General features: G+C 66.5%; 16 protein-coding genes and 5 pseudogenes. 10 read left to right on the forward strand and 11 right to left on the reverse strand.

Going from position 1 to position 20,866, the window contains the following annotated elements; genetic code table 11:
• Window positions 1-90 (forward strand): annotated as a pseudogene (locus ACSVC7_RS25100) (IS5/IS1182 family transposase); the annotation flags it as partial.
• Here the strand turns inward: ACSVC7_RS25100 and ACSVC7_RS25105 are convergent.
• From ACSVC7_RS25105 to ACSVC7_RS25120, 4 genes and pseudogenes are all read right to left on the reverse strand, one after another.
• Window positions 83-690 (reverse strand): annotated as a pseudogene (locus ACSVC7_RS25105) (recombinase family protein). The pseudogenes ACSVC7_RS25100 and ACSVC7_RS25105 overlap by 8 nt on opposite strands.
• 275 nt (window positions 691-965) lie before the next feature.
• Window positions 966-1,166, reverse strand: a complete 201-nt coding sequence (locus ACSVC7_RS25110) for a hypothetical protein (RefSeq protein WP_448207488.1) — start codon at window positions 1,164-1,166, stop codon at window positions 966-968.
• A gap of 100 nt (window positions 1,167-1,266) precedes the next feature.
• The gene (locus ACSVC7_RS25115; RefSeq protein WP_448207487.1) at window positions 1,267-2,139 is read right to left on the reverse strand and encodes a nucleotidyl transferase AbiEii/AbiGii toxin family protein; all 873 of its coding nucleotides are present in this window, start codon (window positions 2,137-2,139) and stop codon (window positions 1,267-1,269) included.
• The gene (locus ACSVC7_RS25120) at window positions 2,127-3,179 is read right to left on the reverse strand and encodes a type IV toxin-antitoxin system AbiEi family antitoxin (protein ID WP_448207486.1); all 1,053 of its coding nucleotides are present in this window, start codon (window positions 3,177-3,179) and stop codon (window positions 2,127-2,129) included. The genes ACSVC7_RS25115 and ACSVC7_RS25120 overlap by 13 nt, the downstream gene beginning before the upstream one ends.
• 527 nt (window positions 3,180-3,706) lie before the next feature.
• Between ACSVC7_RS25120 and ACSVC7_RS25125 the strand changes: the two genes are divergently transcribed.
• Window positions 3,707-5,443, forward strand: coding sequence for a recombinase family protein (locus ACSVC7_RS25125; RefSeq protein ID WP_448207485.1), 1,737 nt, complete (start codon window positions 3,707-3,709; stop codon window positions 5,441-5,443).
• Between the two features lie 84 nt (window positions 5,444-5,527).
• Here the strand turns inward: ACSVC7_RS25125 and ACSVC7_RS25130 are convergent, their stop codons facing one another.
• Window positions 5,528-5,980, reverse strand: coding sequence for a recombinase family protein (locus ACSVC7_RS25130; RefSeq protein WP_483508777.1), 453 nt, complete (start codon window positions 5,978-5,980; stop codon window positions 5,528-5,530).
• A 182-nt stretch (window positions 5,981-6,162) separates the two neighbouring features.
• On the opposite strand from ACSVC7_RS25130, the gene ACSVC7_RS25135 reads away from it, so the two are divergent.
• From ACSVC7_RS25135 to ACSVC7_RS25145, 3 genes and pseudogenes are all read left to right on the forward strand, one after another.
• Window positions 6,163-8,268: a Tn3 family transposase gene (locus ACSVC7_RS25135; protein WP_448207484.1), complete on the forward strand. Its 2,106-nt coding sequence runs from the start codon at window positions 6,163-6,165 to the stop codon at window positions 8,266-8,268.
• Between the two features lie 38 nt (window positions 8,269-8,306).
• Window positions 8,307-9,575: an IS256 family transposase gene (locus tag ACSVC7_RS25140; protein ID WP_448207483.1), complete on the forward strand. Its 1,269-nt coding sequence runs from the start codon at window positions 8,307-8,309 to the stop codon at window positions 9,573-9,575.
• Between the two features lie 34 nt (window positions 9,576-9,609).
• Window positions 9,610-9,885 (forward strand): annotated as a pseudogene (locus tag ACSVC7_RS25145) (Tn3 family transposase); the annotation flags it as partial.
• 49 nt (window positions 9,886-9,934) lie between these two features.
• On the opposite strand, the gene ACSVC7_RS25150 reads toward ACSVC7_RS25145, so the two are convergent.
• Window positions 9,935-11,998 (reverse strand): tyrosine-type recombinase/integrase, encoded by a 2,064-nt coding sequence (locus ACSVC7_RS25150; RefSeq protein ID WP_448207482.1) that lies wholly within the window; start codon window positions 11,996-11,998, stop codon window positions 9,935-9,937.
• Complete coding sequence (locus tag ACSVC7_RS25155) at window positions 11,995-13,161, reverse strand: tyrosine-type recombinase/integrase (RefSeq protein WP_448207481.1); 1,167 nt, start codon at window positions 13,159-13,161, stop codon at window positions 11,995-11,997. Before ACSVC7_RS25155 ends, ACSVC7_RS25150 begins: the two co-directional genes overlap by 4 nt.
• A gap of 332 nt (window positions 13,162-13,493) precedes the next feature.
• Here ACSVC7_RS25155 and ACSVC7_RS25160 point away from each other — a divergent pair, with 332 nt between their 5' ends.
• Window positions 13,494-14,165 (forward strand): Tn3 family transposase, encoded by a 672-nt coding sequence (locus tag ACSVC7_RS25160; RefSeq protein ID WP_483508784.1) that lies wholly within the window; start codon window positions 13,494-13,496, stop codon window positions 14,163-14,165.
• 157 nt (window positions 14,166-14,322) lie between these two features.
• A complete protein-coding gene (locus ACSVC7_RS25165; RefSeq protein WP_448207480.1) occupies window positions 14,323-14,889 on the forward strand; it encodes a site-specific integrase in 567 nt (188 codons plus the stop codon).
• A 197-nt stretch (window positions 14,890-15,086) separates the two neighbouring features.
• Here the strand turns inward: ACSVC7_RS25165 and ACSVC7_RS25170 are convergent, their stop codons facing one another.
• Together ACSVC7_RS25170 and ACSVC7_RS25175 are read right to left on the reverse strand one after the other, a co-directional pair.
• Window positions 15,087-15,677, reverse strand: coding sequence for a HutD/Ves family protein (locus tag ACSVC7_RS25170; protein WP_448207479.1), 591 nt, complete (start codon window positions 15,675-15,677; stop codon window positions 15,087-15,089).
• Between the two features lie 40 nt (window positions 15,678-15,717).
• Complete coding sequence (locus tag ACSVC7_RS25175) at window positions 15,718-16,104, reverse strand: M20/M25/M40 family metallo-hydrolase (RefSeq protein ID WP_448207478.1); 387 nt, start codon at window positions 16,102-16,104, stop codon at window positions 15,718-15,720.
• Window positions 16,105-16,177: 73 nt separating this feature from the next.
• Between ACSVC7_RS25175 and ACSVC7_RS25180 the strand changes: the two are divergent.
• Window positions 16,178-16,279 (forward strand): annotated as a pseudogene (locus ACSVC7_RS25180) (transposase domain-containing protein); the annotation flags it as partial.
• Between the two features lie 72 nt (window positions 16,280-16,351).
• Here the strand turns inward: ACSVC7_RS25180 and ACSVC7_RS25185 are convergent.
• Window positions 16,352-16,474, reverse strand: a complete 123-nt coding sequence (locus ACSVC7_RS25185; protein ID WP_448207477.1) for a hypothetical protein — start codon at window positions 16,472-16,474, stop codon at window positions 16,352-16,354.
• 246 nt (window positions 16,475-16,720) lie between these two features.
• Between ACSVC7_RS25185 and ACSVC7_RS25190 the strand changes: the two genes are divergently transcribed.
• The gene (locus ACSVC7_RS25190) at window positions 16,721-18,835 is read left to right on the forward strand and encodes a tetratricopeptide repeat protein (protein ID WP_448207476.1); all 2,115 of its coding nucleotides are present in this window, start codon (window positions 16,721-16,723) and stop codon (window positions 18,833-18,835) included.
• A gap of 49 nt (window positions 18,836-18,884) precedes the next feature.
• Here the strand turns inward: ACSVC7_RS25190 and ACSVC7_RS25195 are convergent, their stop codons facing one another.
• Complete coding sequence (locus ACSVC7_RS25195) at window positions 18,885-19,541, reverse strand: helix-turn-helix domain-containing protein (protein WP_448207475.1); 657 nt, start codon at window positions 19,539-19,541, stop codon at window positions 18,885-18,887.
• A 261-nt stretch (window positions 19,542-19,802) separates the two neighbouring features.
• On the opposite strand from ACSVC7_RS25195, the pseudogene ACSVC7_RS25200 reads away from it, so the two are divergent.
• A pseudogene (locus ACSVC7_RS25200) lies at window positions 19,803-20,195 on the forward strand (DUF4347 domain-containing protein); the annotation flags it as partial.
• Window positions 20,196-20,866: the final 671 nt, after the last annotated feature.

A 20,866-nucleotide genomic window follows, 5' to 3' on the forward strand; every position in this document is an offset into this window, starting at 1 on the left:
TTCCGGGCCATTGCCACACGCTACGACAAGCTTGCCAGCACCTTTCTGGCCGCCGTTTACCTCGTCTCGGCTGTCATCTGGCTCAACTGACGACACGCTCTAGAACCCCTGATTGGACGCCGGGAGCCCAGCCGATCCGGGCCAGTGCGTCGATCAAGGTGCTGCGCTTGAGGCCGAAGGTGCGGCAGACCGCAGCCTTGTTGGCGCCGCCGTCGAGGGCGGCAATCACCGCGGCGAGCTTTTCGGCGTCGATGATGGGCGGACGGCCACCGCGGCGGCCACGCCGGCGGGCGGCGGCGAGACCGGCCATGACCCGTTTCTGGGTCAGGGAGCGCTCAAACTGGGCGAGCGCGCCGAAGATGTGGAACAGGAACTCGCCCTGGGGCGTGGTGGTGTCGATCCCCTCGGTGAGGGAGCGGAACGCCACCCCGCGCGTCTTGAGGCCGGTGACGGTGGTCAGCAGGTGCGGCAGGGAGCGGCCCAGGCGGTCGAACTTCCAGACGACCAGACAATCGCCCGGCCGCAGGAAGCGAGCGCCTCGGCCAGCCCGGGGCGATCGTCGCGGCTGCCGCTGGCGTGATCTTCGAAGAGACGGCCTTCATCGACGCCGGCGGTGAGCAGCGCGTCGCGCTGGAGGTCCACCGCCTGCCGGTCGCCATCGCTGGAGACGCGCATGTAGCCGACCAGCATGTGCGGAAAACCCCTTGGAAATGGTTCCCGTATAATACCCTATTCCGACAGGGTTTGCCGTACAGAATTTCAGCCTGAAAAGGGCCTCCGGACGTGCCGGCCGGAGGCCCACGGGAATCATCTGATTCCCGACAGGGCACCGCTAACGAGGGAGAGGGGGCAGCGCAAGCCAAGCTGTTGATTCTCCAGGAACCTTCAGCGTGGCTGTTCCGGGTTTGTCCGCTTATAGGTCAAATTTGCGCATTTCGTTCGTTCGAGCCTTCAAGGCCGTTCTGTCATCCATGTCGCCGCTCGAGCAGCTTGCGGCCGTACTCTCGCAAGGAACCGTCGGGTCCGACATGGCGATAGAGCGTCTGCCGGGTGATGCCCAGTTCCCGGCACAGCTCGCTCACCTTGAAGTCCCAGTTCATAGTCGACTGGGACCGCCAGGAAGTGATCTGTCCGGCCGGCAAGCGCAGCATCTCGTGGTTGCCCAACACCTATCCGAAGAACGGCATGGTGTTTGAGGCGCGCTTTGCCCGCAAGGACTGTACCACCTGACCAACCCTCCCTCATGTGAGTCGAGCGCGCAGTTCGTTAATTCGGGCCGAGTCCCAGCGCCCGAAGCCAAGCGTCAACCTGACCAAAGGCGTCTTGCTGCCATTGGTCCGGCGTGCGCTCCCCGAGGATCTGCGTCCCCTCAACGAAGTTCCGTACGCAGGTCGGCCCATACCCGTCAACCTCATTGAACTTCGCGGCGATGTAGCGATAGCCCTGCTCACCACTTGGATGCGCTAGCAGGGGCCGGCAGGCGTCGGCCAGGGCGTCGATCCCATCCGGATAGTTCCGGATGCAGTAATAGACGTCGTAGGCGTCTTTCTGCTTGAGGCGGCCGTTCAGGGCATGTCCCTTCATCGCCAGCAGGGCGGGGATAGAGGCGACGGCAATCTCCACGCGGTTCTTGCCCCCGCCCGGCATCGGGCCGTCGATGGCCACCATCTGGTAGAAGCGCAGCGCTAAATCGGCGCCGGACGCCCGTTGCACAGCGAACTCACTGAGCAGGGGCGGGGTGTTCTTCACGATCTCGGCGTCGCGCGGCATCAGAAAATCGACGATGACATCGATTGGGGCACCGTCGTCCTGTGCCGGAACCTGCCTGACCAACTGAAAGCGCCGAAGCTCTTGACGCTGATGGTAACCATTGCCCATCAATGCCTCGACTAGCGTCTTGTACTCGCCGTCGCCCAAAGCCTCGGCGTCCAGCCCAAGGTCGACGTCGAGCGTGCCAACATGGGGCATCTCCTCGTTGCCAAGCAAAAGCCACGGTACCGCACCGCCGACGACGGCAAACTTGCCCTGGAAGCTTCCGAGGATTTGGCCTATCTCCAGCAACACCGCCTTCACAGCTGCGGTCGTGCGGTCATCGTAATCGGCCGCAGATTGCGGCTCTTGGAAAACTATCGCAGCCATGTCAACCTTTCCTGTCGCAAGTGGTCGGCGGCCTCACGTCCCCGCTCGCCCGTAATGGCGAGATCGAGATAGGTCTGGACCGGACTGGTGCAGAAGAGGCTAGGAGCAGGCTCCACCGCGTCGCGGAAGAGACCCGGGTCCTTTGGCAAGGTGACGATCACGTTTTCTCCCTTGGTCGCCGCAGAGAGCTTCAACCCGTGTCGCAAAGCGTCGAGTCCGGCTTCGTCGGCGTAGAAGTAATAGGAACCGGTCCGGGCATATGGAGCCATCCACTGCGCCGCGGAGAAGGATGCGAGCACGGCATGGCCATGTTCGTTCGCTGCGGCGAGCGCCTGCCGTACGGCGTTCTCAAAGGCCGCGCCGTGCAAGGTCGTGTAGAATCCCAGGCGCCTGCCCGCCGGAGCCTCATAGGCGTCCCGCCAGGAATCCAGGAGCGCGTCCGGCGCAGTCAAGGACAGGCCATGGTGATCGGCCTGCGCCCATTCCCGGTCGAGCAGGGCCGTGCGGACATTACTCACATGCCCGAGGCTGACCGCCGCAGCCTCGGCTAGTTCAGTTACCCGCCATGCGCGCCGGGGATCGCGTAGCAGTACCCGCAGGACCTGGGCGGATTTCGGTTTAAAGATGGACTTGAGTTCGCGGCGCTCCACCGGAGGCTTGTTGGCGACGAGGCGCTCGATGAACACGCCATCGAAAGCCAGCCAAGCGTTTCCCTCCAGATCGAGGAAGCCCATGCCGTCCTCGCGGCACATTGCCTGCGCCTCGGACGACAGGTAGGGAGCAATCAGGAGCGGAACCGCGCCCTTGCCCTTACGGGCAGCGTAATCGCGCAACTGAAGTATGGCTGTCCGCACATGGCGGGGCTGACCGCTGGATTTGACCGCGCAAGCTAGGACGTGGCGGTGGCCATCAACGCCGATGTGGACGAGGATATCGACCGCATCGTGTTTCTCGACGTCAAGCCCAACGACTGTGATAATCGGCACGCGGGCCAGAAGCTCCTTCAACGCCTCCGACGCGCGGTATTCAAGCTCGAACATTGAACTATGGGCTTTCAGCATTCGCTGAAAATAGCCAATTCGCTGAAAATGTCAACCATCGCTTCACTGATGTCAGTGTTTTCAGCGGTTGATGAAACTGGCCATTCCAGTGAAACTGCCTATGCTTGGCCTATGAGGGAGCCCATCACAAAACGGGGGCAGCTTTGGTGGCGGTGGACATCCGGAAGGCGGGATAGCGGCCTCGGATGAGGTCGTCGAGATCGCCGTTGAGGCCCGAACGAACGAAGTGTGGTTTGATGGGCGGGGGCAACCGGCGTTCCGTTCATAAACCGGCACTGGCTGCGCTTTGAAACTGTTATGCCCTTGTGGAGGGCTCCTGGCGCCCGTCCAGGCCGTCGCCGGACCGGCCCGCGCCCACCCGCGTCCGGCTGACCCTTGCTCTCTGCGCCTCGCCGGGAAGGGTGGCGGGTTCGCAGGGAGGACACGATCATGCCGGAGCTGGACATGGGGCGCGGTCGGCCAGCGGGGCCGGCGGCGCCGACGAGCTGTGTTGGGGAGAGGATTCCATGTCGCGATGCACGCCATCGGGTCTGGCAGGCTCTCGATCTGCTGCGGAGCCAGCGGCCCAAGCTCTTCCGCCCGCCGCTTCCGAACGACCGGGCGACGCCGGTCGCGATGCCGCTGCGTCCGGCCGCCCATGGCTGAAGGCGGCGGCGCTCTATGCCCGGGTCTCCTCGGACAAGCAGGAGAAGGAGCAGACCATCGCCAGCCAGTTGGAGACCCTGCACCGCGCCGCCGCCGAGCGCGGCTTCCAGGTGCCGCCGGACCTGGTCTTCGCCGACGATGGCTACAGCGGCGCCCGCCTTGATCGCCCGGCGCTGGACCGGCTGCGCGATCTCGCCGCGGAAGGCGGCTTGGCGGCGGTGCTGATCGCCGCCCCGGACCGGCTGGCCCGGCACTACGCCTATCAGGTGCTCCTGCTGGAGGAACTCGCGCGCGCCGGCTGCGAGACGATCTTCCTGAACCACGCCTTCGACGGCAGCCCGGAGCACCGCATGCTGCTGCAGATGCAGGGCGTCTTCGCCGAGTACGAGCGGGCCCTGATCCAGGAGCGCATGCGCCGGGGCCGGCTGTTCGCGACGCGCCAGGGCCGGGCCAGCTGGGGCAAGGCGCCCTACGGCTACCGCTACCTGCGCAAGACCGACACCACGCCGCCGCGCTTGGTGGTCGACGAGGCGGAAAGCCAACTGGTCCAGCAGATGTACCGTTGGCTGGTCGAGGAGCGGCTGACGTCCTACGCCATCCAGCGCCGCCTGAACGAGCAGGGCATCGCGCCGCGGGGCGGCCCCGGTCGGGCGTGGTCGCAGAGCACGGTCATCGACATCCTGCGCAACCCCATCTACACCGGGCAGGCGATGCGCAACCGGCACCAACGCTGCGATGCCCGGCGTCCACGCGGTCAGGCCGGCTACAAGGACCGTCGGCCGGGCAACGGGCGCGGCCGGACGCTGCGCCCGCGCGAGGAGTGGATCGCGGTTGCGGTTCCCATGATCATCGAGCCGGAACTCTGGCAGTTGGCCCAGGAGCAACGGGCGCGCAACCGGGCCGAGGCCCGGCGCAACAACACCAAGCACGAGTACCTGCTGCGCGGGCTGCTGATCTGCGGCCAGTGCGGCCAGTGCGGCCGGCGCATGGTGGGGGAATGGTCGGGGGCGGGGGACAACCGGGGGCGCTACGTCTGCTCGGCGCGCCAGCACGACGCTGGCCGGCGCTGCACGGGCCGCAGTGTGGCGGCCGCCCGGGTCGAGGCCGAGGTCTGGGAGTATGTCCGCGGCCTGCTCGCCGATCCCGCCCTGCTGCGCGCCCGCTATGAGGATTGCCGCGGCGACCCGGCGGTTCACCCGGCGGAGGAGCGCGAGGCGGAACGGCTGGAGCGCACGCTGCGGACCCTGGAGCGCGAGGTGCAGCGCCTGATCGATGCCTACCAGGCCGGCGTCATTGAGCTTCCCGAACTGAGCGACCGCCGCCATCAGGTCGAGGACCGCGGGCGGATGCTGCGCACGCGCCTGGACGAGATCGGGCGCCAACGCCAGGAGCGCGAGCAGGAAATCCGCCTGCTGCAAGACCTCGACGACTTCTGCGCCAGCATTCAGGAGTCCCTTGTCGACCCCTCCTTCGACATCAAGCGCAAAGTCTTGCAGCTGGTCGTCGACCGGATCATCGTCGAGGATGCCCGGCTGATCGTCCGCCACATCGTCCCCGCCGGGCCCGTCAGATTACAAACGGAGCACCAAGCTGCGTAAAGTTCACACAGGGGGCGGCATGTCCCTCAACCGCGTTTTTCGCGCCCTGTGGACGCCGAAACGTCGGCTTTCCGGGTGATTCCGTCACCCATGGCGCCGGTCGAGCAGCTTACGGCCGTCCTCCCGCAAGGAGCCGTCGGGTCCGACATGACGGTAGAGCGTCTGCCGGGTGATGCCCAGTTCCCGGCACAGCTCGTTCACCTTCGTTTCCGGTTTGCCCATGGCCGCCATAGCGAGACGCAGCTTCGCCGCGGTCATCTTGAATTTCCGCCCGCCCGTCCGGCCGCGGGCGCGCGCGGCGGCCAAGCCGGCCCGGGTCCGTTCGGCGATGAGTTCGCGTTCGAACTCGGCCAGGGTATCGCCGCCGCGCAGCGCCTTGAGGCACGCCCTCAGCCCGGGCCGGTCGTCGCGACGGCCCGAGCCCAAATCCTCGTACAGGCATTGGGGATCGACGCCGGCGACGAGCAAGGCGTCGCGCTGCAGGTCGAAGACCTGCGACCCATCCGCCTTGGACACCCGCATGTAGCCGAGAAGCATGCTCCCTCCCGTCACGCCAACGGCCAATTGCGTGACACCGGAAACCGGCGTCGTCATCCGGCGCCGAACGGTCACGCAATCGGTCTCGCAGACTATGACATGCAAACGGTCCGTGAATAGGATAAGTGACAGACCGGGTCGGCCGATGGCGCTCCCGGACCCGCGACCTTGGATTTTCCGCGATGCCCCTGATCCAGGACACCGCCTATCCGCGCTTGGCGGTGTCGCCTGGCATGGCGGAACTGGCCGGCTTCACGCCGACGGCGGCGGAGATGGTCTTCGTCGTTGGGCGCACCCGGCGGGCTGGGCCGCGGCTTGCCTTGCTCGTCCTGCTCAAAACCTATCAGCACCTGGGCTACTTCGTCGCCCTGGGGCAGGTGCCACCCGCGATCCGCGACCATCTGGCCACCATCGCCGATCTCCGTGGCGCTCTCGACACGCTGCCCGATTACGACAGCTCCACCTACCGCGTCCGCCTCACGGCGGCGGTACGGGACTTCGTCGGTGTTTCCAACGATGGCCCGACGATCCGGCGCACCGCCGTGCGGGCCAGTGTCGCAGCGGCCCGCGCCCGGGACGAGGCCGCCGACATCATCAACGCCTCCATCGAGGAGTTGGTGCGCCAGCGGCTTGAACTGCCGGCCTTCGACACCCTGCTGCGGATCGCCCTGGCCGCCCGCGCCGCGGTCAACCGTGGGTACCACCGGCAGGTCACCAACGCCCTGCCCGCCGATGTGCGGGAACGCCTGAACGGATTGCTGGTCCTGCCGCCCGGCCAGACGCGCACCGCCTGGGACCGCGTGAAAACCGAACCGAAGCGGCCGACCCCGCGCAACCTGCAGGAGTTCCTGCGGCATCTCGATTGGCTGCGCGAGCAGGGCGCCGGCACCGCGGTGTTCGCCGAGGTCCCGGATGCCAAGGTTCGCCACTTCGCCGCCGAGGCGCGCTGCCTCACCGCCAACGTGCTATCCCGGATGGTCGAGCCCAAGCGGCTGGCCTTGATGGCGGCGCTGCTGCAAAGCCAGATCGCGCGGACGCTCGACGATCTGGCCGACATGTTCATCCGGCAGATGCAGCGCATGCACGCCCGCGCGCAGGACGCCCTGCGGCTTCATCAGCTCGAACAGACCGAACAGGCCGGCGCACTCATCGCCCTGCTGCGCGAGGCGGTGATCGCCTGCCGCGCCGAGGGCAGCGGCGAGAAACGTCTGGCCGCCATCGAAGCCCTGCTGCTGCCGGACGCCGACACGATCCTCGATCGCTGCGAGGCCCATGCCGCCGCGGCGGGCCACAACCACTTGCCGTTTCTGCCCCGCTTCTATCGCGGGCTGCGCGGGGCGTTTCTGCGTTTTCTGGAGATCGTGCCCCTGACATCGACGTCGCAGGACCGCAGCATCGAAGACGCCGTTGCGTTCGTGCTGAAGCAGCGGTCCCGGCGCGGCTCCACCCTGCGCGTTGCTGATGACGAAACAAACGTCGAAGACCAGGAGCGTCGGCCAGGGCTCGATCTTTCCTTCGTGTCGCCGGCCTGGTGGCCGCTGGTCACCGGGCAGAACGGCCGCGATCCGATGCCGGCGACCGTGGATCGCCGGGCTTTCGAATTGTGCCTGTTCACCCAGGTGATGAACAACCTCCGGTCGGGCGACCTGTGTATCCCGGGCAGCGATGCCTACAGCGACTATCGCGCCCAGCTTGTCCCGTGGGAAACTTACGAACAGGAGATCGCCGCTTACACCGAGCAGGCGGGCCTGCCGGCCACACCCCAGGAGATCGTCGCCGCATTGCGTGAGCGGCTGGCAACGACGGCGGAGGCCGTCAATGCCGCATTCCCCGACAACGAGCATGTCGAGATCGTGAACGGCGAGCCGGTCCTGAAGCGCCTGCGCGCCAAGCCCGAGGCCGCCGGCGCCGCCGACCTGGAGCGTCAGCTGAAGGAGCGGCTCGCCCCGGTCGATCTGGTGGACGCCTTGGCCGACACCGAGCACTGGCTGAACTGGACCCGCCACTTCGGCCCGATTTCCGGCTTCGACGCCCGGATCGAGCGGCTGCAGGAACGATACCTCGCCACCGTCTTCTGCTACGGCTGCAAGCTGGGTCCTTCCCAGGCCGCGCGCTCCATGAAGGACCTGGACCGGCGGCAGATCGCCTTCATCAACCAGCGGCACATCACCGAGGACGCGCTGGACGCCGCGATCACCACCGTGATCGACGCCTACGCCGGCTTCGAGGAGCTATGCGGGAAACTGGGTGATGACGGTCTGAAGAGGGCGGCGTATCGAGGTGGGTGACGAAACCTGCCTGAACCTCCACGAGGGAGCGATACGCCATGGATGAGAATATCAAGGTTGTCCGGCTTCGTCAGCCGGAGGAGATCGATGACCCGCTGACCGCCATCTTACGCGCTGGTGCCCGCCGGCTGCTGGAGCAGGCGATCAAGGCGGAGGTGGAAAGCTTCCTGGCCTCTATGAAGGACGTCACGTTGCCGGACGACCGCGAGCGGGTTGTGCGGCACGGCCATGGTCCCGAACGGACGATCCAGACCGGGATCGGGCCAGTGCCGGTCCGCCGCGCCAAGGTGCGCGACCGTGGCGGCGCCGAGGCTGGCGAGCGGGTCCGCTTCACCTCGGCGATCCTGCCCCGTTGGGCGCGGCGGACCAAGAGCCTGGACGCGCTGCTGCCGGTACTCTATCTGCGCGGCGTCTCCACCGGAGACTTCCAGGAGGCGCTGAGCGCCTTGCTCGGCAAGGACGCCCCGAACCTGTCGGCCTCGGTGATCGGCCGGCTCAAGGAGGAGTGGGCGGCCGACTACGCACGCTGGCAACGGCGCGACCTGTCGGCCCGGCGCTACGTCTACATCTGGGCCGATGGCGTCTACCTGCAGGCCCGCATGGAGCCGGTGGCCGAGTGCATGCTGGTGATCATCGGCGCCACCCCGGAGGGCCGGAAGGAACTGGTCGGCTTCCAGGTCGGCGTGCGCGAGAGCGCGCAAAGCTGGCGCGAATTGCTGGTGGACATCCAGGCGCGCGGCCTCACCATCGCCCCGGAACTCGCGGTCGCCGATGGAGCGCTGGGCTTCTGGAAGGCGCTGGAGGAGATCTTCCCCACCACCCGGCAGCAACGGTGCTGGGTGCACAAAACCGCCAACGTCCTGAACAAGGTGGCCAAAACGGTGCAGCCGGCGATGAAGCAGGACTTGCGGGAGATCTGGATGCCCCCGGACCGCGCCGCCGCGGAAACCGCCATGGCGACGTTCGTGAAGAAATACGCGATCAAGTACGCCAAAGCGGTGGACTGCCTGACCAAGGACCGCGCCGAGCTGCTCGCCTTTTACGACTTCCCGGCCGAACACTGGGATCACATCCGGACCAGCAATCCCATCGAGAGCGTGTTCGCCACCGTCCGACACCGAACCTTCCGCACCAAGGGAGCGCTCTCGCAGGATACCGCCAAGCTGATGGTCTTCAAGCTGGTCTCCGCCGCCGCGAAAACCTGGCGCCGTCTCCAGGGTGAAAACCAGTTGCCCAAGGTGATCCGTGGCGTCACATTCCGCGACGGCATCGAGGTCATCGACACCGCGTCACAGCACGCCGCCTGATCCGTCCGTCACCCATTTTCCCTCATAGCTCGGCTTCGATCTGCCGCGGCACTGGGGGTCAGGCCGATCGGCTTCGGCCGATGGCACGCAATGGGATCTCCATCCGCAGAGTCTGATGTCCGAGTACCACATCCGCTACGGCGGCTATGGCGGCATCGGCTATTACTTGGTGTCGGACACCTACATCGCCCTGTTCTCCCGCTTCATCGCCTGCGGCGCCTGGGAGGGCAACCACATTCTGGACTTCGTCACCGAGAGCCGGCCAGCTCTCCAGCCCGACACCCTGCATGCCGATACCCAGGGGCATACGGTTATGTGGACAAGTCAAGCAGCTTTGGGAGGCGGCAGTCCGGAAGAGTTCACTCACCCTGCAACGGCGCGCCGAGATCCGCGAGCAGGCGCTCGATCCTGGCGGCGACGGCACAATGGCGCTCGATCTCCTTGCTCCAGCCGCGCTGTCGCGCGTCTTCGGCCAACTCCAGTTCGACACGGTGGCGCTCGCGCAGCCGCGGCGCGTAGGCCGATGTGGTGACGAAGCGGGCACAGGACAGGCAGAGGTCGCATTCGCACGGTCCTTCCGCCGGCAGGCGCAAACAATGACCGAGCTCGAGTTCCGTCTTGAAGAAGTTCGTCTTCAACCAGTCGATGGCCGCGGCCGGCAGCGCGCCGGTGTGCAACGCGGCGGCCCCCGGACCGGCGATCACCGCGCCCGGTCCAAGCACCGCTTGATAATCCCTCAACACTTCCGGATCGCTGATGCGGGCATATACCATCGACATGCCCGGGCTGCGGTGGCCGAGCACGCTCATGATCGTGTGCAGCTTGGCGCCGCGTTCGGCGAGCTGCGTGCCGACGGTGTGCCGGAACCGGTGCGCGGAAACCGTGCCGCGTCCGGCGGCGTCGGTCAGACCGGCCGCCGTGCATGCCTTCTGCAGCGCCGTGTCGAACAGGTAAAAGATCGAGAGCAGTTTGCCATGCGCCATGAACAGGTAGCGCACCGGCAACCCGGTGAGGTCGTCGGTGAAGGCCCGCTCGACACCCCCGGTGCGCTGCGCGACGACCAGACGCAACGCCTCGGCCGCCTCGTCGTGCAACGGCACCATCCGCTCGCGGTGGGTCTTGCCGGCCGGAATGCGCAGCCGCGCCGTGCCGTCCGGGTAACGATCCAGGGCATCGACCGCCAGCCGCCGGATTTCCCCACGGCGGGCGCCGGACCACCGGGCCGTCAGCAGAGCGGCGCGCTGGAACGGACAGGCGAGGTCTTGGATCGCCGTCATCAACGTCGCCAGCTCATCGGCCGGAATGAAGCGCGGGATGCGAAGGGGCGGACGCGGCTGGTCGCGGCCCTCGATCAGCGGTCGCCCCGGCACCCCGTCCCACCCCAGGGCGGCGGTCTCGCGGAAGAACAGGCTCAGCGCCGAGGTCCGGGCCCGTCGCGTTGCCGCCGCCAGAGGAGCCAGGGGCCGCCCGTTGTACGATTGCGGCTGACTCGCCATGGCCGCGAAAAAGTCGAGAACATGGGTGCGGGTGACCGCGGCGAAACTGCCGATCTCCGGCTCGGCGACGGCCAGCCACTCGAGGAAACGGCGCAACCCCAGGCCCAGGCGATAGACGGTGGCTGGCCGGTCCGTCACCCGGCGGACGGCCAGCCACCGATCGACAACGGCCTGCATCTCCGGTCGCACCGATGGCTGAGCCGCATAGAGGGGCATGACCTTGCGCGGCTGTTCATGAACCTGACCACGGTGGAACAGCACCAGCTGGAGCTGATGGAGGTGCGTGATCCACGCCTTGCTCGGCGAGACGCGGTAGCACTCCGCCGAGCCGTAGAACGCACCGATGTCGGGCCGCTCGCCGAAGCGGCGCACCGCCGCGAGCAGGTCCTCGACATGCTCGGCCCGGAAGGCGCCCGGGTCCCGAAGGCCGGTGTGCAGAGCGATCCGGCCGACCGCCCAATGCATCGCGAGCCGGGCCGAGTCCGGATGGAAGCCGAGCCGGCTCACCGCGCCGCTGAGTTCGTCGATTCCGAGATCGATCCCAAGCGGCCGCGCCACGTCCATGAGGCGCAGGTCGCCGATGGCCAGCAGCCACTCGTAATCGAGACGGACGTGATCGGTCAGGGCAAGGTAGTAGAGATAACTGCGCGCCTGGTGCGAGACGCGATGGCTCACGGTCGCCCGCGTCTGCGTGTTCAACCGGCCGACGCGTTCCGCCAGAGGAGCCGACAGCCAATCCTCGAGGTTGGGCCAGAACCGGGCAAACCGGCGCTGGAAGTTGTGCCGCTGGCGCCGGAACGCCGGCCGGATCGGCAGCGTGTCGAGGAAGGCGTCGTATTCGTCAGCCGCGCAGTGCCGCGCCGCAAACACCGGCGGCGGCGCGCTTTGCGCCCGCACCGCCGCCGCGGAGACTGGCCCGGCCCTCATGCCAGCGGCTCCCGGTCCGGGATGGGCGGTGGCTCGGCCATAATCCCGAGCGCGCGCCGGTACTCGGCCACGACAGCCGCATCCGACACGCGCGTGTAGATCCGCGTGGACTCCGGCGAGGCATGGCCGAGACGCCGTTGCAGGGCGAGTTCGCGCATGCCGCCCTCCCACAGGCGGGTGGCGTGGGTGTGCCGCAGGGCGTGCGGCGTCATCCAGGGCTCGCAGATCCCGGCCCGTGCCGCCGCCCGCGCGAACAGCTTGGCCAGGGCCGCGTACCCGATCGGTTCCAGCCGCCGGCGGCCGCGGCCACCGACCAGGAACAGGAACGGACTTTCGGCATCGCGGGGCCGCTCCATCATCACGTAATCGGCCACGGCGGCCAGCGTGGCCGGCTCATGCAGGTCCACCACCCGTTCGATCCGCGACTTGGCGCGGGCCCCCTTGGGATGATCGCCGCCATGGCGCACAACGACCCGGCGGCGGCCGTAGGCGACGTCGGCCAGCCGAAGGGCCAGCGCCTCGCCGGGACGCAGACCGCCGTCCAGCATGAGGCGGATCAGCGCGAAATCCCGCCGGCAGCGGAGCGCGCCGAGCAGCGCCTCGACCTGCGCGGAGTCCAGCGGCCGCGGCACCCGGTGCACCATCTTGACCCGCACGGTCCGCCGGATCGGGGCCTGCCGGGTGATCCCCTCGAGGAACGGCCGATGCCGCTCGCTGACGCGGGCGGCGGCCCGGTCGTCCTCCCGGCCGAGCGGATTGGTCCCGTGCCGGCGGCCGGCCAGGATGGTGAATTCGTAGAAGGAGGACACCGCGGCGAGCGCCCGGTTGATGGCGGCCGGCGAGAGCCCGATGACGCGGTCATCGGGGCCGCCCACCGGCACCGACGGGCCGCCGCAGCGCCGCCGGGGAACGGGAACGCTGCGCAAATGCGCCAGCAGCCCGAGCGCATCGGGTGGGGCGAATCTCTCCCAGTCCAGCCGATGCGCCTCCAGAAAGGTCCAGAGGTGGCGCAAGTCGTAGGCGTAGGCGGTGATGGTGTTCGGCGGGCATCCCTGCGCCAGCAAATGGCCGAGGAAATCGGCCACGATGGCGACCGCCTCGCCATCCGCCGCGACGAGCTTGACACCGGCGCTCTGGCCGGGTGTGCGGACCACCTGGGCCATCGTCCTCTCCTGCAAAGGCAACTGCCATACGCGGCGATCACGCCGTGACGACCCAGCGACACCGAGCCTTGCATCCGATGGTGGAACGAGCCGCCTGAAGGCAAGGCCTTGTCAAGCCCACGGCCGCCTCAGGCGGTGGCCCGCAAGGGCCAGGCTTGATAAGGCCTTGCTGAAGGCGGACCATCCGATCCGGATGCAAGGCGTGCTGGTCGACACTCACGGCGATACCAACGGCGTCATGGTCGCCGCCTTCTCACGTTCGGTGCCGCGCTACACCGGAAGAACGCAAAACCAGCGCCTCCGGCGCAGGTGTCCATATAATTACCGAGCCCCTGTGGGGCCTCTGCCATCTCTTGGGGATCGACTTCATGCCCCGGCTGAAAGATCTGGCCGACCAGCGATTGTGGCGCCCGGACGGCGCCCAGGTTCCCGATGCGGTCGCCGGCCTGTTCGCCGGGACCATCGACACGGCGCTCATCGTCGAGCAGTGGGACCAGCTCGTGCGCATCGCGGCATCGCTCAAGGCCCGCACTGCCCCGGCCCACGTCGTACTGCAGCGTCTCACCGCCGGCGGGCCCAGCGACCGCATCGCCAAGGCACTGACCGCCCTGGGCCGCCTCGTGAAGACGCGGAATATTCTGCGCTATCTGCACGACGCCCCGTTCCGCCGGCTGATCCAGGCCCAGCTCAACCGCGGCGAATCCCGCCACGCCCTGGCTCGCTGGCTGTTCTTCGCCAACCAGGGCGAGTTCCGCACCGGCGACGTCGAGGCGATTATGAACAAGGCCAGCTGCCTGAGCTTGCTGTCCAACGCCGTGGTGCTGTGGTACACCCTGCAGATGGAGCGCATCGTGACCCAGCTGCGCAGCGACGGCTTGGCCATCGCCGATGACGATCTCACCCACGTTTGGCCGCTCCAGCGCCGCCACGTCGTGCCCAGCGGCGTCTACTTCGTCAACCGCATCATGCCCGCCTTCACCCTGCCGGAACCGGTCGAAGCCTGACCCTCGGGCGCGCCAGAACCCACGGCGTCGATCCCTCCGGTTAATATGGCGCGCAATACGCTACCGTATATTTTCGCAGAGTTGCTGGAAACACCCCGGCATCCGCCGCACCCATGGCGCTGCGCCGAAGAAGAAGCGGGCCGCCACCCATGACCTTGTGCGCACCATCCTCAAGGCCATCCCGGAAACCGGCGCCCGCAACCTCCGCGACCGCGCCCTCATCGCCTTCGGGCTGGCCTCGGCCATGCGGCGTTCCGAACTTGCCGCGTTGCGCTTCGAGCATCTGACGCGGGCCGAGGACGGCCTGCGCGTTCTGATCCCAAAATCAAAGACCGATCAGGAGGGTGAAGGCCGCACCATCGCCGTGCCGCGCGGGTTGCGCATCCGCCCGCTGGCTCTGCTGGAGGCGTGGCTGCAGGCGGGGGGCGTCACCGAGGGGTTCGTGTTCCGCCGCATGCGCAAGGGCGACCGCGTGACCGAGGCGGCGATGAGCGGCGAGGCGGTGGCGCTGGTGCTCAAGGAACGCGCCGCCGCCGTCGGGCTCAACGCCGCTGAGTTCGGCGCCCACAGCCTGCGCGCCGGCTTCCTCACCTCGGCCGCCGCCACCGGAGCGTCGCTGTTCAAGATGCGCGACCAGTCGCGGCATGAGTCCCTCGACGTGCTGGCCGGCTACGTGCGCGACGCCGACCTCTTCAAGGACCACGCCGGCGCCGGATTCCTGTGATCGGGAATGTCTCTGATGGACTTCCACTTTGCGCCGTAGGGGCCGTCCACCACGCAGCGTGAAGGCCCCCAGGTATGCGACGGTTTCGTCGGGCCTTGCCGACTGATGGACCGATTTGGGTGCAAGGCTCAAAACGGTGAATCAAGGGTGGGACGCCGGGTTTGGCATAAGCCAAATCCTGCCTGTACAACGGCCCGTTACCTGCTACCGGCTTCTTGAGCGACCGTGACGACTGCTACCACGGCGTGTGCGCCCGGCTCCGGCACCACGGTGCCGGGCGTAGTGTTCAGCCGGGCGGTCCAGCCCGCCGGAACGTGAACCTCACCAGCCGCCGTGCGCAGGGTCACGCTGCCATCGAGCGCGTGGACGAGGGCGGTTCCCGTCCCCGGCACCGCGGCGGAGTCTCCGGCCGGGACGAGGTCGAGTTGGCCATCGGCATGCTCGCGGTCGACAATCAGATTGAAGTCGCGGACCGGCCCGTTCAGCAGGGCGCATTCCACCACGGCGTCGCCGGAAAAGCGGAAGGCGGGGGCGCGGTGGTGCAAGGTCAGCGGCACGCCGTCCACGGTCAGGCGCATGCCGGCCCCTTCCACCACGGCGATCAGCCGCTCATAGCCGGAAAAGGCGGAAAAGGGGCCAGCCCCGGCCACATCGGCGATGCTGACTCGCCACAGGAAGCGGCCAGCGTCGCCGGGCAGGGGCGCCTGCGCGATTTCCGTGGTGGTTCCACCGCCGTTTTTCCACGGCATGCGACGATAGTCGGCGGGATCGAGAAGCGTGATAGGCATCGGTGTCCGATAGGCCTTCGGCGTTATTCGTTCGTACCCGTTATAATCGGCCGCGGGTGTCTGGGCCAGCCCGCCGGATGGACCGGACTGTAGCGCCGCTTGCTCGACCGACTACGCCGGACATGGTGGCTGGTATGCGGCGACACGCCGAAACCGAGCACCGTCGCGATCGACAGCCGACTCCCCGGCAGTCGATGCGCAGCGCCGTCTTGCCCTTGTGGGGCGTGATCACCTGCATCGAGGTGGGTTCGCCGACGATGCAAAAGCGCGGACGAACCGGCAGGGCCGCCATCATGTCGATCAGGCGCCGCACGCCCAGGCATCCGACCTCCTCGTCGTAGGACAGCGCAAGATGCAGAGGCTGGCTGAGCATCCGCCCGGAGGCCCGCTCGACCAGGGCCATCGCCGCGGCGACGAAGCCCTTCATGTCGGCGGTGCCCCGGCCATAGAGTTTTCAGGCCGGCGGGTGAGGCGGAAGGGATCGCTGGTCCAGGCCGCTCATCCAGACCGCCCGCATCAACGATGTCGACCCGGTCGCCTGGCTCACCAACGTGTTCGAGCGCATGGCGTCGGGCACGGTGAAGGCCACCGAACTCGACCGTCTGCTGCCCTGGAACTGGAAGGCCGAACGCGCCACCACTCACCACCCCGCTTCCCGACAAGAGCCGGTCGATTTACTGATGGTGGATCACCCGGCCCGTCTTCAGAAGGGCAATGGTCTGGTTGATGTCGTACCGGTTGACGATCATCGGGCCGCACACGGCCGGCACCACGATGCCGTATGGAACGCTCGTCATTGTCCCTTTGCAAAATGCCATCCAACGACAATCCTTGACCACGGGAACAAGCGCACCTGATACTTGTGCTAGGCCGGACTGGGCCGGGCCGAACCCTCCTGCCGCCCCAATGTTCCCGACTTTCCGATCGTCTTGTCCACCACCGAAGCGCCCATGCCGATTCTCCCTATGCCAGACAGCGCCGCGACCGTTTGCTGCGGAACAGAGGACTGGGCGCATCGGGTTGAGGATGGACTCCGGAAGGGGTTGGCGGGCATTCAAGGCGGTCGCCTGGAAGAGGCGGAGGCGGAACTGCGTTCCGTCCTCGTGCTCGTCCCGGACGACGCCGAGGCGTGCAAGCTCTACGGCGTGTCGCGTCTGCAAAGGGCGGACTGGCAGGGCGCTCTGGCACCCGCCCGGCGGTCGGCGATCCTGCGCGGGCTCGCCTACGATTGGAGCAATTTCGGCGTCGCCCTCCAGTGCTCCCACCAGTTGGCCGAGGCCGAAGGCGCGTTCCGGCGGTCGGTGATTGAAAAACCCGAATACCATGAGGGATTGAACAACCTGGGCGTCGTGCTGCGCGCACAGGGCCGATTTGCCGAGGCGCTCGCCAGCTTCCGCCGGGCGTTGAACGCGCGCCCCGATTATGTCGATGCCCGCAACAACCTTGCCGGAGCCCTTCTCCTCAACGGCGACCCGGCGCTGGCGGCGGAGGCCCACCGCGCCTCATTGCGCCAGCGGCCGGACCAGCCGGGCATCCACTTCCAGCTCGCCTGCGCGCTGGGCGAGATGAAGGAGTGGGCGAAGGCGGCCAACGCCTTCCGTCGCGCTATCGCGCTCCGCCCCGATCACGTGGAAGCGTATGACGGGCTGGGCAACATCCTGCGCAACGCCGAACGCCATCCGGAGTCGTTCGCCGCCTATGTGCGGTGCGGCCGGTTGGCGCCGCACCAGGTCTTCCCCATCCACAACCAGGCGCGGTCGCTGTTGGCCCAGCGCCGCCCCGCCGACGCGCTGACGCCGCTGCGCTTCGCGCTGACCGTGAACCCCGACGACGCCAACGCGCTCAACGTCATGGGCATGGCCTTCAACGACATGAAGCGCCATAACGACGCGGCGACGGTGCTGAAGCACGCGGTGCGTCTGGCGCCGGACTTCGGCGACGCCATGAACAATCTTGGCAACGCCCTCCTGGGGATGGAACGGCTGGAGGAGTCGATCGCCTGCTACCGCCACGCCATCGCGATCGATCCCTTCCGGGCCGGCATCCCGTTCAGCAACATGGGCACCGCCATCCAGCGCCTGAACCGGCTGCCGGAGGCGGAGCGTTGCTACCGCCGCGCCATGGTGGCCGACACGCGCTACACCCGGTCGGCCTTCCACCTCAGCATGGTGTTGCTCCTGGACGGGCGCTTCCGCGAGGGGTGGGAGATGTACGAATCCCGTGCCCACATCCCGGAGGCCGACAAGCGTTCGTTCCAGGTGCCGCTGTGGAAGGGCGAGCCGCTGGCCGGCAAGCGCGTTCTGCTGTTCACCGAGCAAGGATTCGGCGACACGCTGCAGATGCTGCGCTATGTGCCGTTGCTGACGCAGCAAGCCGCCGCCGTGTACCTGGAAACGCCGCCGCCGATGATGCGGCTCGCCGCCAGCCTGCCGGGCGGGCCGGCGCTGGTCGAGATGGGCAAGCCGGTTCCGCCGATCGACTACCGCTGTTCGCTGATGAGCCTTCCCTACCGGCTCGGCTGCGTGTCCGAAGCGAAAATCCCGGCCAACGTCCCCTATCTGAGCGCCCCGCCGGAGTTGACGGCGCGCTGGGGTGACGCCATCGGCCGCGGCGGACGGCCGCGGGTGGGGCTGGCCTGGGCCGGCAACCCCGCCCACGGCAACGACCGTGCCCGCTCGATGCCGGCGGAGCTGGTGCGTCCCTTGCTCGACGTCGATGGGATCGAGTTCATCCTGATCCAGAAGGAGCCGCGCCCGGCCGAGCAGGAAGTCCTGATGTCCTCCGGCCGCTGCCGCGCCATCGGCCCGCTGGTCGGGGATTTCGCCGACACCGCGGGGCTCCTGTCGGCGCTCGACCTGCTGATCTCGGTCGACACCTCGGTCGGGCATCTGGCCGGGGCGCTGGGACGGCCGGTGTGGATGATGATCCCGTTTTCCCCCGACTGGCGTTGGCTGATGGAGCGGGAGGACAGCCCCTGGTACCCGACGCTCCGCCTGTTCCGCCAGACCGCGCCCGGCGACTGGCCCGGCGTGGTCGCCCGCGTCGGCGAGGAATTGGCGCGGTGGGTCGACGAACGGCGCAAGGCGGAACGCCGGTCCCGGCGATCACGCGGCGGCGGTCCCGGCCGCCCATGCGGCCGAAGCCCGGCTGACGAATGAAGCCATATGAGTCTAAAGCGAATGCAAATTCGCTTTAGCGGGTCTGGTATTACGCGTCATCCGCCGTCAACACCTGAAGTTCCATCGCGGGCAAACTTTCACGATCGTTCTCGCCTAGAATTTGGTCTTCGGCAAACAACAGGCGTCCTTCCCCGACACGGTATACAGTTGCCGTTCGGCGGACCAGCAAATTAGGCTTCATAAGCGATCGGTCATTGTAAGAAACTGCGATAATATCAGATTTTCCTCTCAGCATGGGCAGTACATACATTTCAGAAATTTCGAATATTCTTGCATTTGTTCCGTATATTTTAAATAACGAGTCTCCAAGCAAATCAACATTATTTTCATGCCAAGCACTTTCAAGAAATGGATTGGCAAAATGGGCTATCAATTCTTGTCTATACAACGCAACCGGGTGCGGTGATGTCACCGCAAGCGACGCCAACGTTTTGTATTCCGGTTGGCGTGGATAGTATCCCGCTATGATATCGAGTACCCGCCGGCGCACCACCGCAGGTATTTGGCGTTTACCCGACTCCCACAGCGCAATGAGCGACTGGCTTCGGCCCAGGTCTGCGCCGAAATCCTCTTGGGTGAGATTCACCATCCGCCGTGCGGTGCGAAGCAGAGTTGGCCAGTCCATATAAAGGCCTTTAGCTAAAATGCTGTCATAGTCACATCCTAGCAGCAAGGCCCGTCCCATCGCTACAGTGCATATCAACTAAATGGCTAACTGGCTGTCGTGTGACGGTGGGGAGTGGGAATGGAAGCGGTGCGTGACAACTCCGGTATGGACCTGCAGGCCGACGCGGTGTTGGCGGATGTGGACATCTCCATCGGTATGCCGGAGTCCACGCCGTCGTCCGCACCGGTGATACCTCAGGTTGTGCGCGAAGCCGACGCGGCGGCCAATGGCGACCGCAAGGAGGTCGTCTTCATCGAGTCGGACGTCCCTGACTGGCAGATGCTGGTGGACGGCGCGAAGCCGGGCGTGGAGGTCGTGCTGCTGGACGCGTCGCAAGACGGTCTGGCGCAGATGGTCGTCTGGGCGCAGACCCATTGGGATTATGACGCCATCCATGTTGTCAGCCACGGCAGCGAAGGAGCGGTCCACCTCGGTGCTTCGGATTTGAACGCCGAGACCGTTGTGGCGCGCTCGGCCGATTTGGAGGCGCTGGGACGCGCGCTCAAGTCGGAAGGCGACCTTGTGCTGTATGGCTGTGATGTTGCGAGCGGCAAAGGGGCGGATTTTGTCGCCGCTTTGGCGGATGCCACCGGTGCCGATGTCGCGGCATCGACGAATCTGACCGGTGGATCGGCGTTTCAGGGCGACTGGACGCTCGAAGCACACATCGGGAGCATCGACGCCGAGGGGGTGTTTTCCGCTGCGACCCAGGCCAGTTACGACCATGTTCTGACCGCCCCGCCGACCATCACCATGTCGAGTCAGATGAGCTACACCAGTCAATGTGTTGGCCTTATCGGCACTGGGGTGGATCAAAAAGTCGCTGTTGTCTTCAACGACGCACCGAATAAAATCGACATCCAGATTTTCAACCTGGACGGCACCGTCAACACGTCCAAATACCAGATTAGCCCCAACAACACCAATGGCAAAGACCTTTTGTATGCCAGCGGCCTATCGGATGGGACCGTAATTGCGCTTTGGCGAGAGGGCGGCGGCAGCCCAGGTTCCAACCTGAAGGCGCGTATAGTCAATGCGGACGGAACGGCCAGCGCCACGACCTTCACTCTTATCAGCAATACGAATTTTAATGAGGGACCGGGTAAGGCGGTTCTCCTCAACAATGGCTCCATCGTTACTGCGTATAAAGTATTGTTTACCAGTGCAAACTCGGACCAAATTCGTTTCAATATTATTGATCCGGTGAATGGCAGTGTTACTGTTGCGTCCACGCGCGTGGACAACAACAATTCCACCGACACTTGGAAGAAAAATTTCGGCGTCGACGCTGTAGCTTTGAGCGACGGCGGATTTGCCTTGGTTTGGACGGGCGACGATAAGAT

The sequence above is a fragment of the Azospirillum mesophilum genome (genome assembly GCF_053470405.2).

What these genes read in the sequence shown, in the direction of transcription:
- ACSVC7_RS25150 (WP_448207482.1), bottom strand. Translation starts at nt 11,998, where the DNA reads ATGAGGGCCGGGCCAGTCTCCGCGGCGGCGGTGCGGGCGCAAAGCGCG.
- ACSVC7_RS25120 (WP_448207486.1), bottom strand. Translation starts at nt 3,179, where the DNA reads ATGTTCGAGCTTGAATACCGCGCGTCGGAGGCGTTGAAGGAGCTTCTG.
- ACSVC7_RS25185 (WP_448207477.1), bottom strand. Translation starts at nt 16,474, where the DNA reads ATGACGAGCGTTCCATACGGCATCGTGGTGCCGGCCGTGTGCGGCCCG.
- ACSVC7_RS25140 (WP_448207483.1), top strand. Translation starts at nt 8,307, where the DNA reads ATGGATGAGAATATCAAGGTTGTCCGGCTTCGTCAGCCGGAGGAGATC.
- ACSVC7_RS25130 (WP_483508777.1), bottom strand. Translation starts at nt 5,980, where the DNA reads ATGCTTCTCGGCTACATGCGGGTGTCCAAGGCGGATGGGTCGCAGGTC.
- ACSVC7_RS25115 (WP_448207487.1), bottom strand. Translation starts at nt 2,139, where the DNA reads ATGGCTGCGATAGTTTTCCAAGAGCCGCAATCTGCGGCCGATTACGAT.
- ACSVC7_RS25155 (WP_448207481.1), bottom strand. Translation starts at nt 13,161, where the DNA reads ATGGCCCAGGTGGTCCGCACACCCGGCCAGAGCGCCGGTGTCAAGCTC.
- ACSVC7_RS25135 (WP_448207484.1), top strand. Translation starts at nt 6,163, where the DNA reads ATGCCCCTGATCCAGGACACCGCCTATCCGCGCTTGGCGGTGTCGCCT.
- ACSVC7_RS25125 (WP_448207485.1), top strand. Translation starts at nt 3,707, where the DNA reads ATGTCGCGATGCACGCCATCGGGTCTGGCAGGCTCTCGATCTGCTGCG.
- ACSVC7_RS25195 (WP_448207475.1), bottom strand. Translation starts at nt 19,541, where the DNA reads ATGGGACGGGCCTTGCTGCTAGGATGTGACTATGACAGCATTTTAGCT.
- ACSVC7_RS25175 (WP_448207478.1), bottom strand. Translation starts at nt 16,104, where the DNA reads ATGAAGGGCTTCGTCGCCGCGGCGATGGCCCTGGTCGAGCGGGCCTCC.
- ACSVC7_RS25170 (WP_448207479.1), bottom strand. Translation starts at nt 15,677, where the DNA reads ATGCCTATCACGCTTCTCGATCCCGCCGACTATCGTCGCATGCCGTGG.